The organism is Streptomyces sp. NPDC017890, assembly GCF_044328675.1.
Classification (GTDB): domain Bacteria; phylum Actinomycetota; class Actinomycetes; order Streptomycetales; family Streptomycetaceae; genus Streptomyces.
The window spans coordinates 43,888-56,802 of record NZ_JBIRHU010000034.1; the positions used below are offsets into that span (position 1 = coordinate 43,888).

Below are 12,915 nucleotides of genomic sequence, written 5' to 3' on the forward strand. Positions count from 1 at the left end.
GCTCGGCGAACGTAAGAGGGGCGGTCTGGTCAGGTCAATGCGTGTGCGGTGGACAACCTGTGTTCATCGGCCCCGCTCGGCATCCCGGACCCACCGGTACACCAACTCGGGCCGTCCCACCTGCCCGTACAGTGGGCTCCGTCCCGCCCGTCCCGCCTCCACCAGGTGTTCCAGGTAACGGCGGGCCGTGATCCGGGAGATGCCCACGGCTTCGGCGACCCCGGCGGCGGTGAGGCCCTCCTCCGAGCCGCGCAGCGTGCCCGTCACCCGTTCGAGGGTCGGCCCGCTCAGCCCTTTCGGCAGGGCGGCCGGGCCCGGCGCCCGCAGGGTGGCCAGCGCCCGGTCCACCTCGTCCTGGCCGCTCGCCTCCCCGGCGGCGCCCCGGAACTCGGCGTACCGCACCAGCCGGTCCCGCAGGGTGGCGAACGTGAACGGCTTCAGCACGTACTGGACGACGCCCAGCGACACGCCCTCCCGTACGACCGCCAGGTCCCGTGCCGACGTCACCGCTATCACGTCGGCGTGATGCCCCGCCGCCCGCAGCGAGCGCGCGAGCTGGAGCCCGTGCACGTCCGGCAGGTGCAGGTCGAGCAGGAGCAGGTCCACCGGCGTACGGTCCAGCACGCGCCGCGCCTCGGCACCGGTGTGCGCCTTGCCGACGGCCGTGAACCCCGGCACCCGGCCCACGTACAGCACGTGCGCGTCGGCGGCGACGGGGTCGTCCTCGACGACCAGGACACGGATGGGTCGCGGGGCGGTCATACGGCGCCTCCGCGGTCCGGTCTGCGGGCCGGGACGCCGGGCCCGGGCGCGGGCCGGGGCCGCCGACGGGGGCGGTCCGGGTGGACGGGGCGGTCCGGGTGGACGGGGCGGTCCGGCTGCTCGGGGTTCACGCCTCGCCACCCGGGGTCGTTCCGCCCGTCAGGGCGTCGTCCGGTGCCGGTGCGCGGCCCCCGGCGTCGGAGGAGGGAAGCCCGCCCCCGGTGCCGGGCAGCGGCAGCCGGGCCTCGAAGCGGGCGCCGCCGCCCTCGGCCTCCGTCACGGTCAGGGTGCCGCCGTGCCGCCGCACCGCCTGCCGCACCAGCGCCAGCCCCAGGCCCCGCCCGCTCTCACCGGCCGGCTTGGTCGAGAAACCCCGCTGGAAGACCAGGTCGGCATGGGCGGGATCGACCCCGGCGCCGGTGTCCGACACGCGCAGCACCAGCTCACAGCCGCCGCCGTGCGCCGTACCCGTGTACGCCGCCACCGTCACCCGCGAGGGAACACGGCCCTGCGCCGCGTCCACCGCGTTGTCGACCAGGTTGCCCAGGATCGTCACCAGGTCCCGGGCGGGCAGGGACGGCGGCAGCAGCCCGTCGTCCAGTCGGCTGTCCCGCGACACCACCAGCTCCACTCCCCGCTCGTTGGCCTGCGCCGTCTTGCCCAGCAGCAGCGCGGCCAGCACGGGCTCGCCGACCGCCGCCACCACCTGGTCGGTGAGCGCCTGCGCCAGTTCCAGTTCGGCCGTCGCGAAGTCCACGGCCTCCTCCTCGCGCCCCAGTTCGATCAGCGAGACGACCGTGTGCAGCCGGTTGGCCGCCTCGTGCGCCTGCGAGCGCAGCGCCTGGGTGAAGCCGCGTTCCGAGTCCAGCTCGCCCGTCAGCGCCTGCAGCTCGGTCACGTCGCGCAGCGTCACCACCGTGCCCCGGTGCTCGCCGCCGGAGACCGGCGAGGTGTTCACCACCAGCACCCGCTCCGCCGCCAGGTGCACCTCGTCCACCCGGGGTTCCGACGCCAGCAGCGCCCCCGTCAGCTGCGCCGGCAGCCCCAGGTCGGCGACCGAGGCGCCCACCACGTCACCGGTCACGCCGAGCAGCTCCCGTCCGCCGTCGTTGATCAGCGCGACACGGTACTGCCCGTCCAGCATCAGCAGACCCTCCCGTACCGCGTGCAGCGCCGCCTGATGGTAGTCGTGCATCCGGCTCAGCTCGTCCGCGTTCATGCCGTGCGTGTGGCGGCGCAGCCGCGCGTTGATCACGTACGTGCCGACCGCGCCGAGCAGCAGCGCGCCGGCCGCCACCCCGAGCAGTGCCGTCAGCTGCTCCTGCGCCCGTTTGCTGATCTCCTCGACCTTGATGCCCGCGCTGACCAGGCCCGCGACCCGGTCGTCGTCCAGCACGGGCGTGACCGCCCGCACCGACGGTCCGAGCGTGCCCGTGTAGGTCTCGGTGAACGTCCCGCCCCGCTGCGCGCGCTCGATGTGACCGCGGAAGGGATGGCCGATTTGCTCCGGGTCGGGGTGGGTCCAGCGGATGCCCTCCGGATCCATGATCGTCACGAAGTCCACGTCGGTGTCCCGCATGACCCGCACCGCGTACGGCTGGAGCTGCGCCGTCGGGTCGGGGGTGCGGATCGCGTCCAGCACGGACGGTGAGTCGGCGATCGCGAGCGCCACCGACCTGGCCTGCCGCCCGGCCGCCGTCTCCGCCTGCTGCCGGTCGCTGACGTAGGTGAACAGCGCGTACCCGGCGACCACGACCGCTATCAGCACGGCCTGCATGGCGAAGAGCTGACCGGCCAGGCTGCGGGGTCTCGGGAGGCTGAGGCGCATGCCGCCAGTCTCTCGCGTGGCTGGATTGTGAACTAAATGAACGCAAGGGTGACCCCGCTCACGACAAGGGAGATAGTCACCAGATCCCCGATGCAAACCCCCGGACGTGAGCCGCACGCCGGTGATGCCGACGACGTCGTCAAGGAGGGCCGCCGTGACCAGCAAAGCCGCCGCTACGGCACCTGCCGCGCCCAAAGCCAAGCGGGACCGCACGCACTATCTCTACATCGCGGTGATCATCGCGGTCGCCCTCGGTATCGCCGTCGGTCTGATCGCGCCCGACTTCGCGACCGAGCTGAAGCCGCTGGGTACCGGCTTCGTGAACCTGATCAAGATGATGATCTCGCCGATCATCTTCTGCACGATCGTGCTGGGCATCGGTTCGGTGCGCAAGGCCGCCAAGGTGGGCGCGGTCGGCGGTATCGCCCTGGTCTACTTCCTGGTGATGTCGCTGGTGGCGCTCGCCATCGGCCTGGTCGTCGGCAACATCCTGGACCCGGGCACGGGCCTCGCGGTCACCGACGCCATCAAGGAGACCGGTCAGGCGCAGGTCGACGCGGAGGCCAAGGGCACCACCGAGTTCCTGCTGGGCATCATCCCGACCACGATCGTCTCCGCGTTCACGGCGGGCGAGGTCCTGCAGACCCTGCTGATCGCCCTGCTCTGCGGCTTCGCCCTGCAGGCCATGGGCTCCGCCGGGCAGCCCGTCCTGCGTGGCATCGAGCACATCCAGCGGCTGGTCTTCCGCGTCCTGGCCATGATCATGTGGGCCGCCCCGGTCGGTGCCTTCGGCGCCATCGCCGCGGTCACCGGCTCGGCCGGCGTCGACGCGCTCAAGAGCCTGGCCGTCCTGATGCTCGGCTTCTACGTCACCTGCTTCCTCTTCGTCGTCCTGGTGCTGGGCGTGCTGCTGCGGTTCGTCGCCGGCGTGAACGTCTTCTCGCTCTTCAAGTACCTGGGCCGCGAGTTCCTGCTGATCCTGTCCACCTCCTCGTCGGAGTCGGCCCTGCCGCGCCTCATCGCGAAGATGGAGCACCTGGGCGTCAGCAAGCCGGTCGTCGGCATCACCGTCCCGACCGGCTACTCGTTCAACCTCGACGGCACCATGATCTACATGACCATGGCCTCGCTGTTCATCGCCGACGCCATGGGCACGCCGATGTCGATCGGTGAGCAGATCCCGCTGCTGCTCTTCCTGCTGGTGGCCTCGAAGGGCGCGGCCGGCGTCTCCGGTGCCGGTCTCGCCACGCTGGCCGGTGGCCTCTCCTCGCACAAGCCCGCCCTGGTGGACGGCATCGGCCTCATCGTCGGCATCGACCGCTTCATGAGCGAGGCCCGCGCCCTGACCAACTTCGCGGGCAACGCCGTCGCCACCGTCCTGATCGGCACCTGGACCAAGGAGATCGACAAGGGCCGGGTGGACGAGGTGCTCGCCGGGCGGGCCCCGTTCGACGAGAAGACGCTCCTGGACGACCACGCCGGCGCCGACGACGGGGACGACACCCCGGAGGTGCCCGAGCAGGGCGGTGAGAAGGAGCTGGCCAAGGCCTGAGGCCCGCGCGACGCCCCACTCTCCGGGCGGCTGAGGTGCTCCCCCCGTCGCTCAGCCGCCCGGTCTCCCTCTCCCGGTCCGCTCCCGGTCCGCTTTCGGCCTTCCCCGGTCCTTCGCCCCGCGCGTTTTCGCGCGGGGCTTCTTGCCTTGACGTCCGCGTCAAGGCTTACGTTCGTCCGTATGCGAATCGGCGAGCTGGCCGCACGCGCCGGGACCACGACGCGGACGCTGCGGTACTACGAGTCGCGCGGGCTGCTGTCCGCGCGGCGCACCGGCAACGGTTACCGGACGTACGACGAGGACGACCTGAAGCTGCTGCGGCAGATCAGGACACTGCAGGACTTCGGGTTCGACCTGGAGGAGACCCGCCCGTTCGTGGAGTGCCTGCGCGCGGGGCACCCCGAGGGCGACTCGTGCCCGGCGTCCCTCGTGGTCTACCGGAGCAAGCTGGCGGAGCTGGACGCGCTGATCGGGCAGCTCACGTCGGTGCGGGCGCAGGTCGGTGCGCAGCTGGCGCGGGCCGAGGCGGCGGTTCCGGGGGGTCCGGAGCCCAAGTGCGAACTGGGAGGACACGTATGACGGGCAATGGGGTGGCCGAGGTGACGGACGCGGATTTCGCGGCGGAGGTGATCGGGGCCCAGCTGCCGGTACTGGTGGAGTTCACCGCGGACTGGTGCCCGCCGTGCCGGCAGATGGCCCCGGTACTCAGCGCCGTCGCCGAGGAGGAGAGGGACCGGCTCCGGGTGGTGCAGTTGAACGTCGACCGGAACCCGGCGACCACGAACGCGTACCAGGTGCTGTCGATGCCGACGTTCATGGTGTTCCGCGGTGGTGAGCCGGTGAAGTCGATGGTGGGTTCGCGGCCGAAGCGACGGCTGCTGGAGGAATTGTCCGACGTGCTGTAGGCGGCGGACGGAGACATTCGGCAACAGGAAATCCCCCCGAGCAATTGCGCTCGGGGGGATTCTTCGCGTATATTCGTTGATTCGTGACTTCAAGATAATGAGGACACGACGAAGTTCATGAGCACAGTATATCCGGGCGGGAGTGGAATTGTCAAACACCGAATTTCCGGACGACGAATTGCGGTACGAGCAGGAATTCGTCGACGGACTCTACGCACGCGTGGACGCGCTGCGCGGCGACGCCGAGGGCTCGGTCACGGACGCGCTCGCGCAGGGCAACACCCCCATGCAGGCCCGGCTGGAGCGGGACATCCTGGTCGCCGAGCGCTCCGGGCTGCTCGCCGCGCTCAACGCGGTGGACGGTTCGCTCTGCTTCGGCCGGATCGACCTCGCCTCCGGCGTAGGCCACCACATCGGCCGCATCGGGCTCCGTGCCGACGACGCCGAACGCACCCCGGTCCTGATCGACTGGCGGGCCGACGTCGCCCGCCCCTTCTACCTGGCCACCGGCCACACCCCGATGGGCCTGCGCCGCCGCCGGCACATCACGAGCGAGGGCCGCACGGTCACCGCCCTGCACGACGAGATCCTCGACCTCGGCGACGAGACGCGCACCGGTCACGAGGACCCGTCCGGCGACGCCGTGCTGCTGGCCGCGCTGAACTCCGCGCGCACCGGTCGCATGGGCGACATCGTGCAGACCATCCAGGCCGACCAGGACCGCATCATCCGCGCCCCGCACCGCGGCGTCCTGGTCGTCGAGGGCGGCCCCGGCACCGGCAAGACCGCCGTCGCCCTGCACCGCGCCGCGTACCTCCTCTACGAGCACCGCGAGCTGCTCGCCAAGCGCGCCGTCCTGATCGTCGGCCCGAACCCGGCCTTCCTCGGCTACATCGGCGAGGTGCTGCCCTCCCTGGGTGAGACCGGCGTACTCCTCGCCACCGTCGGTGAGCTGTTCCCCGGCGTGAAGGCCACGGCGACGGACACGCCCGAGGCGGCGGCGGTGAAGGGCCGTGCCGGCATGGCCGACGTCCTCGCCGAGGTGGTCCGCGACCGGCAGGCGCTGCCCGACCCGGTGATCGCGATCGAGCACGACCGCGAGGTCCTCATGCTCGACGACGACCTGGTCAACGTCGCCCGGACACGCACCCGCGCCGCGAAGCTGCCGCACAACGCGGCCCGCGAGCACTTCGAGGGCCACATCCTCAACACGCTCACCGACATGGTCGCCGAACGCATCGGCACCGACCCCTACGACGGCTCCAACCTCCTCGACCCCAGCGACATCACCCAGATCCGCGACGAACTCGCCGAGAACCCCGAGGTCTGGTCGGCCGTCGACCAGCTCTGGCCCCGCCTCACCCCGCAGCGCCTCGTCGCCGACTTCCTCGCCGCACCCGAGGGCTACCTCCCCGCCGAGGACGCCGCCGCCGTCCGCCGCCCGGTCACCCGGCACTGGACCGTCGCCGACGTGCCCCTGCTGGACGAGGCGGCCGAACTGCTCGGCGAGGACGACCGGATCGCCCGCACCCGCGCCGAACGCGAGCGGCAGCAGCAGATCGCCTACGCGCAGGGCGTGCTGGACGTGTCGTACGCGTCCCGGACCTACGAGTTCGAGGACAAGGACGAGGAGGAGGCGGAGGTGCTGTCGGCGCACGACATCATCGACGCCGAGCGGTTCGCCGAACGCCAGGAGGAGGACGACCACCGCAGCGCCGCCGAACGCGCCGCCGCCGACCGTACCTGGGCCTTCGGGCACATCATCGTGGACGAGGCGCAGGAGCTGTCCCCGATGGCGTGGCGGCTGCTGATGCGCCGCTGCCCGACCCGCTCGATGACCCTGGTCGGCGACCCGGCGCAGACCGCGGAGGCGGCCGGCGTCGGCTCCTGGTCGAAGATCCTCGCCCCCTACGTCGAGGACCGCTGGGACCACACCCGCCTGGGCGTCAACTACCGCACCCCGGCCGAGATCATGGACGTGGCGGCCGCGGTGGTCCGGGCCGAGGACCCGTCCTTCGCACCGCCGAGTTCGGTCCGCTCCACGGGCGTACGCCCCTGGTTCCGCGCCACCGACGACCTCCCCTCGGCCGTCGCCGAGGCCGCCCGGGAGCTGACCCCCGAGGAGGGCCGCCTCGCGGTCATCGCCCCACGCGAGCTGCACCGCGCCCTCGCGGCCCGGCTGGACGGGGTGACGGCGGACGCCGAGCCGGACCTCACCCACGGCGTCGTCCTCCTCGACCCGCGCCAGTCCAAGGGCCTGGAGTTCGACTCCGTCCTGGTCGTCGAGCCCGGCCGCTACGGCACGAGCGACCTCTACGTGGCCCTCACCCGGGCCACCCAGCGGCTCGGCGTCCTGCACACCGGGCCGCTGCCGAAGGGACTGGTGGACGCGTCCTGACGGTCAGGCCGGACGCAGCCACACCGTCGCCAGGGGCGGCAGGGTCAGCCGGATGCTCGCCGGCCGGCCGTGCCACCCCTGCGGTTCCGGCTTGACCGGGTCCGGGTTGCCCACGTCGCCGCCGCCGTACCGCGCGGCGTCGGTGTTGAGCACCTCGTGCCAGGCGGGGACGTCGTCGGGGACGCCGAGGCGGTAGTCGGTGCGGACGACCGGGGCGAAGTTGGCCACCGCGAGCAGCGGGGTGCCGTCGGCGTCCAGCCGCAGGAACGCGAGGACGTTGTCCTCGGCGGCGTCCCCGGCCACCCACGCGAATCCGGAGGGGTGGGTGTCGCGCTGCCACAGCGCGGGCGTGGCCCGGTAGACGGTGTTCAGGTCGCGGACCAGGTCCAGCACCCCCCGGTGGTCCGCCGCCGCCCCGTACTGCGGGTCGAGCAGCCACCAGTCGGGACCGTGCGCCTCGGACCACTCCGCTCCCTGCCCGAACTCCTGCCCCATGAAGAGCAGCTGCTTGCCGGGGTGGGCCCACATGAAGCCCAGGTACGCCCGTTCGTTCGCGCGCTGCTGCCACCAGTCGCCGGGCATCTTCGACACCAGTGACTTCTTGCCGTGCACCACCTCGTCGTGGGATATCGGCAGCACGTAGTTCTCGCTGTACGCGTACACCATCGAGAAGGTCATCTCGTGGTGGTGGTACTTGCGGTGCACCGGCTCGTGGCTCATGTACTCGAGGGAGTCGTGCATCCAGCCCATGTTCCACTTCAGGCCGAAGCCGAGCCCGCCGAAGCCGCTCGGTCCCTTGTGGTGCGTGGCCCGCGTGACGCCGTCCCAGGCCGTCGACTCCTCCGCGACGGTCACGACGCCCGGCACCCGCCGGTACACCGTCGCGTTCATCTCCTGGAGGAACGCCACCGCGTCCAGGTTCTCCCGGCCGCCGTGCTCGTTCGGCGCCCACTGGCCCGGCTCGCGCGAGTAGTCCAGGTAGAGCATCGAGGCGACCGCGTCGACCCGCAGCCCGTCGATGTGGAACTCCTCGCACCAGTAGACGGCGTTGGCGACGAGGAAGTTGCGCACCTCCCGGCGCCCGAAGTCGAACTCCAGCGTGCCCCAGTCCGGGTGCGCCGCCCGCAGCGGGTCGGAGTGCTCGTACAGCGGACGCCCGTCGAACTCGGCCAGCGCCCAGTCGTCGCGCGGGAAGTGGGCCGGCACCCAGTCCATCAGGACGCCGATGCCGGCCCGGTGCAGCCGGTCGACCAGGTATTTGAAGTCGTCCGGTTCGCCGAGGCGGGCCGTGGGCGCGTAGAAGCCGGTGACCTGGTAGCCCCAGGAGCCGCCGAAGGGGTGCTCGGCGACCGGCATCAGCTCGACGTGCGTGAAGCCGAGGTCGCTGACGTACGCGGGGAGTTGTTCGGCCAGCTCACGGTAGGTCAGCCCGGGGCGCCAGGACGGCAGGTGCACCTCGTACACCGACAGGGGCGCCTCGTGCGCGGGCGCGTCCGCCCGGCGGGCCAGCCACTCCCCGTCGCCCCACGTGTAGTGCGAGGCGTGCACGACGGAGGAGGTGGCCGGCGGGACCTCCGTACGGCGGGCCAGCGGGTCGGCGCGGAAGGTGCGTGAGCCGTCGGGCCGGGTGATCTCGAACTTGTACAGCTCGCCCGCGCCGATCCCGGGCAGGAACAGTTCCCACACGCCCGTGCCGCCGAGCGAACGCATCGGGTGCCCGGTGCCGTCCCAGAAGTTGAAGCCGCCGGCCACGCGGACCCCGCGCGCGTTCGGCGCCCACACCGTGAAGCGGGTGCCCGCGACGCCCTCGTGGACCGTCGGGTGCGCGCCGAGCGCCTGCCACAGCTGCTCGTGCCGGCCCTCGCCGATCAGGTGCAGGTCCAGGTCGCCCAGCGTGGGCAGGAAGCGGTACGGGTCCTCGGCCTCCTGGACCGCGCTCTCGTACGTCACGAGGAGCCGGTGGACGGGGACCTCCTGGAGCGGCAGCAGCCCGGAGAAGAACCCGTCCCCGTCGTCGCGCAGGTCGAGCCGCACCTCCCCGGCCAGGACGGTCACCGCCAGGGCGTACGGCCGGAAGGCCCGGAAGACGACCCCGCCGGGCACCCGGTGGGCACCGAGCACGGAGTGGGGGTCGTGGTGCGTACCGGCGAGCAGCCGTTCCCGGTCGGCGGAGTCCATGGCGGGGGAGACGGCGCCCTTGGCCCGCACGTCCGTCTTCGCGGCCTTCTGCACGGCCTTTTTCGCGGCCTTCTTCCCCGTCTTCTCGGCGGTCTTCCCGGCGGCCGGTTTCCTGGGCGTCGTGTTCTTCGAGGCGGCCTTCTTGGCGACCGTCTTCTTCGCGACCGCCTTCTCGGCCGCCGCCTTCTTCACGGCCGTCTCCTTGACGGCAGCCTTCTTCGCGGGCGTCTTCTTGGTCACCGCCTTTTTGGTCACCGCCTTTTTGGTCACCGCCTTCTCGGCCGCCGCCTTCCGAGGCGGCACCGCCTTCTTCGCGGCGCTCCTCTCCTCGGCCGTCTTCTTCGGGTCGGGACCGCTGGACGAGGGGCGGGGGGTCACGGGCGGGGCCTCCTGGACGAAGTGGGATCGAAGCGGGATCGATGCGGGGTCAGGAAGGGACAGCGTGCGGTGGCGTCATGCCGGTTCGGGCGTGGACAGGCGGCGCACCGCGGACAGGGGCACCGGAAGCCAGTCGGGACGGTGCCGGGCCTCGTACAGGACCTCGTAGACCGCCTTGTCCGTCTCGTGGGCGCGCAGCATCACCGGGTCGGTACGCGGGTCGGCGCCGGCGACCTCCGCGTACCCGGTGCAGTACGCGGCGCGGCAGGACCCGGCCCAGCCCGGCACGGGGGCGTCGGCCGAGTGCGCGGCGTAGTCGAAGGAGCGCAGCATGCCGGCGACGTCCCGCACCGGTGGCTGCGGCATCCGCCGTTCGGCCAGCGGTTTCGCCGGTTCACCCTCGAAGTCGATCAGCGACCATCCGCCCGAGGGCGAGCGCAGGCACTGGCCGAGGTGCAGGTCCCCGTGGACGCGCTGGGCGGTCCAGGTACGGCCCTCGGCGGCCAGGTCTCCCAGCGCGGTGAACGCCGTCCGCAGCGCGGGCGCGTACGGCCGCAGCAGGGGCACCGCGTGGGCGGCCTCCTCCAGCCGTCCGATCATGCCGTCGGCGAGCTGCCGCATCTGTCCGTGGCCGAGGGTGACGGTCGGCAGCGCGCGGGCCAGCGCGGTGTGCACCTCGGCGGTGGCCCGCCCGAGAGCCCGTGCCTCGGCGACGAAGTCCTCCCCCTTCGCCAGTTCGCGCAGGGCCAGCTCCCAGCCGTCGGTGGCGCCCTGCACATAGGGCTGGAGCACGCCCAGCACCCAGGACCGGCCGGCCAGGTCCGCCACCATCCATCCGGTCGGTGCCGGCACCCGGGGGCAGCCCTCGCGGGCCAGCGCCAGCGGCAGCTCCAGGTCGGGGTTGACGCCGGGCACGATCCGGCGCAGCACCTTGAGAATGAACGTATCTCCATAGACGACCGACGAGTTCGACTGCTCGGCGGTCATCAGCCGGGGCACCAGCCCGGCGCGTATCTCGGGCTCCCCTTCCCGCTCGAAACGAAGCCCGCCGATGCGTGCCCTGGTGCGCAGCGCCTCCAGGAGCACCTCGGTGGGCCGGGTGTCGTACAGGGCGTCGTAGGCGGTGCGGCCGGCCAGCGGGCCCTCGGTCACATGTCCGACGAGCGCGGGCGCCAGCCGGGGCGGCAGCGCCTCGCGCGTGCCTATGAGGAGCTGATAGCAGTCGCCGGGTTCCTCGGGTCCGCCCGGGGCCGGTGCGAGCTGCTGGTGGGCGCGCACCAGCAGGTGGTGGAGGCCGAGGCGGGCGTCGGCCGGGAGCAGCTCGGTGGCGGCGACCAGCGAGAACCCGGTGACCGGACGGCCCTTGCCCGCGAACCAGCGTTGCCGTGGCAGCCAGTCCCGCAGCAGTGGTTCGAGTGACGCAAGGAGGCTTGGCGGGCTCGTGACGGTGCGTGTGACGGCTTCCGACATGGCGTCGCGTCCTTTCCCCGGATCGTCGGGGTGCTACTGATGCGTGCCCCGGGCGGAGCGGCAGAAACCGCCCCGCGCCGGGGATCGGGCCGATGGGGCCTAAACGGCGTCCTTGCGGAGCCGGAACCAGAAGAAGCCGTGCCCCCCGAGGGTCAGCAGGTACGGCAGTTCGCCGACCGCCGGGAAGCGGACCCCGCCGAACAGCTCGACCGGGTGGCGTCCGGCGAACTCGCGCAGGTCGAGTTCGGTGGGCTGCGCGAACCGGGAGAAGTTGTGGACGCACAGCACCAGGTCGTCCTCGTGTTCCCGCAGGAAGGCCAGTACCGCGGGGTTGGAGGAAGGCAGTTCGGTGTAGGTGCCGAGGCCGAACGCGGGGTTCTGCTTGCGGATCTCGATCATGCGGCGGGTCCAGTGCAGCAGGGACGAGGGCGAGGCCATGGACGCCTCGACGTTCGTCACCTGGTAGCCGTGGACCGGGTCCATGATCGTGGGCAGGAACAGCCGCCCCGGGTCGGACGACGAGAAGCCCGCGTTGCGGTCGGGAGTCCACTGCATGGGGGTGCGCACGGCGTCGCGGTCGCCGAGCCAGATGTTGTCGCCCATGCCGATCTCGTCGCCGTAGTACAGGATCGGCGAGCCGGGCAGGGAGAGCAGCAGCGCGGTGAACAGCTCGATCTGGTTGCGGTCGTTGTCGAGGAGCGGGGCCAGTCGGCGGCGGATGCCGATGTTGGCGCGCATACGCGGGTCCTTGGCGTACTCCGCGTACATGTAGTCGCGTTCCTCGTCGGTGACCATCTCCAGGGTCAGCTCGTCGTGGTTGCGCAGGAAGATGCCCCACTGGCAGCCGGACGGGATGGCCGGGGTCTTGGCGAGGATCTCGGAGACCGGATAGCGCGACTCCCTCCTGACCGCCATGAAGATCCGCGGCATGACCGGGAAGTGGAACGCCATGTGGCACTCGTCGCCGCCCGCGGCGTAGTCGCCGAAGTAGTCGACGACGTCCTCCGGCCACTGGTTGGCCTCCGCCAGCACCACCGTGTCCGGGTACTGCGCGTCGATCTCCTTGCGCACCCGCTTCAGGAAGGCGTGCGTGGCCGGGAGGTTCTCGCAGTTGGTGCCCTCCTCCTGGTACAGGTACGGCACCGCGTCCAGCCGGAACCCGTCGATGCCCAGGTCCAGCCAGAACTTCAGGGCGGAGATCATCTCCTCCTGCACGGCCGGGTTCTCGTAGTTGAGGTCCGGCTGGTGGGAGAAGAAGCGGTGCCAGAAGTACTGCTTGCGCACCGGGTCGTAGGTCCAGTTCGACGCCTCGGTGTCGACGAAGATGATCCGCGCGTCCTGGAACTGCTTGTCGTCGTCGGCCCAGACGTAGTAGTCGCCGTAGGGGCCGTCGGGGTCCTTGCGCGACTCCTGGAACCACGGGTGCTGGTCGCTGGTGTGGTTC

Annotated in this window: 9 protein-coding genes; 4 read left to right on the forward strand and 5 right to left on the reverse strand. The window is 71.7% G+C overall.

Annotation, left to right across the window (positions count from 1 at the left end):
• Window positions 1-63: 63 nt before the first annotated feature.
• Together ACH4F2_RS32550 and ACH4F2_RS32555 are read right to left on the reverse strand one after the other, a co-directional pair.
• Window positions 64-762 carry a response regulator gene (locus tag ACH4F2_RS32550; protein ID WP_398136342.1) on the reverse strand — a complete coding sequence of 233 codons (699 nt, stop codon included), beginning with the start codon at window positions 760-762 and terminating at the stop codon, window positions 64-66.
• Between the two features lie 127 nt (window positions 763-889).
• Window positions 890-2,590, reverse strand: a complete 1,701-nt coding sequence (locus ACH4F2_RS32555; RefSeq protein ID WP_398136343.1) for an ATP-binding protein — start codon at window positions 2,588-2,590, stop codon at window positions 890-892.
• Between the two features lie 124 nt (window positions 2,591-2,714).
• Between ACH4F2_RS32555 and ACH4F2_RS32560 the strand changes: the two genes are divergently transcribed.
• The 4 genes from ACH4F2_RS32560 to ACH4F2_RS32575 all read left to right on the forward strand — a co-directional run bounded on the left by ACH4F2_RS32560 (window position 2,715) and on the right by ACH4F2_RS32575 (window position 7,445).
• Complete coding sequence (locus tag ACH4F2_RS32560; protein ID WP_398136349.1) at window positions 2,715-4,142, forward strand: cation:dicarboxylate symporter family transporter; 1,428 nt, start codon at window positions 2,715-2,717, stop codon at window positions 4,140-4,142.
• 180 nt (window positions 4,143-4,322) lie between these two features.
• Complete coding sequence (locus tag ACH4F2_RS32565) at window positions 4,323-4,721, forward strand: MerR family transcriptional regulator (RefSeq protein ID WP_398136344.1); 399 nt, start codon at window positions 4,323-4,325, stop codon at window positions 4,719-4,721.
• Between the two features lie 11 nt (window positions 4,722-4,732).
• Window positions 4,733-5,047: a thioredoxin family protein gene (locus ACH4F2_RS32570; protein ID WP_398136350.1), complete on the forward strand. Its 315-nt coding sequence runs from the start codon at window positions 4,733-4,735 to the stop codon at window positions 5,045-5,047.
• Window positions 5,048-5,177: 130 nt separating this feature from the next.
• On the forward strand, window positions 5,178-7,445 hold the full coding sequence (locus ACH4F2_RS32575) for a HelD family protein (protein WP_398136351.1): 2,268 nt from the start codon (window positions 5,178-5,180) through the stop codon (window positions 7,443-7,445).
• Between the two features lie 3 nt (window positions 7,446-7,448).
• Here the strand turns inward: ACH4F2_RS32575 and glgB are convergent, their stop codons facing one another.
• From glgB to treS, 3 genes are all read right to left on the reverse strand, one after another.
• Entirely contained in the window at window positions 7,449-10,001 is a 2,553-nt protein-coding gene (gene glgB, locus ACH4F2_RS32580) for a 1,4-alpha-glucan branching enzyme (RefSeq protein ID WP_398136345.1), read from the reverse strand.
• A gap of 75 nt (window positions 10,002-10,076) precedes the next feature.
• Window positions 10,077-11,471: a maltokinase gene (locus tag ACH4F2_RS32585; protein WP_398136346.1), complete on the reverse strand. Its 1,395-nt coding sequence runs from the start codon at window positions 11,469-11,471 to the stop codon at window positions 10,077-10,079.
• A 99-nt stretch (window positions 11,472-11,570) separates the two neighbouring features.
• Window positions 11,571-12,915, reverse strand: a 1,345-nt coding sequence (treS, locus tag ACH4F2_RS32590) for a maltose alpha-D-glucosyltransferase (RefSeq protein ID WP_398136347.1), incomplete at its 5' end; no start/stop codon positions are given.

Bases quoted from the DNA above. Each gene is read 5' to 3' on its own strand.
- ACH4F2_RS32550 (WP_398136342.1), bottom strand. From the start codon at position 762: ATGACCGCCCCGCGACCCATCCGTGTCCTGGTCGTCGAGGACGACCCC.
- ACH4F2_RS32560 (WP_398136349.1), top strand. From the start codon at position 2,715: ATGCCGACGACGTCGTCAAGGAGGGCCGCCGTGACCAGCAAAGCCGCC.
- ACH4F2_RS32555 (WP_398136343.1), bottom strand. From the start codon at position 2,590: ATGCGCCTCAGCCTCCCGAGACCCCGCAGCCTGGCCGGTCAGCTCTTC.
- ACH4F2_RS32585 (WP_398136346.1), bottom strand. From the start codon at position 11,471: ATGTCGGAAGCCGTCACACGCACCGTCACGAGCCCGCCAAGCCTCCTT.
- ACH4F2_RS32565 (WP_398136344.1), top strand. From the start codon at position 4,323: ATGCGAATCGGCGAGCTGGCCGCACGCGCCGGGACCACGACGCGGACG.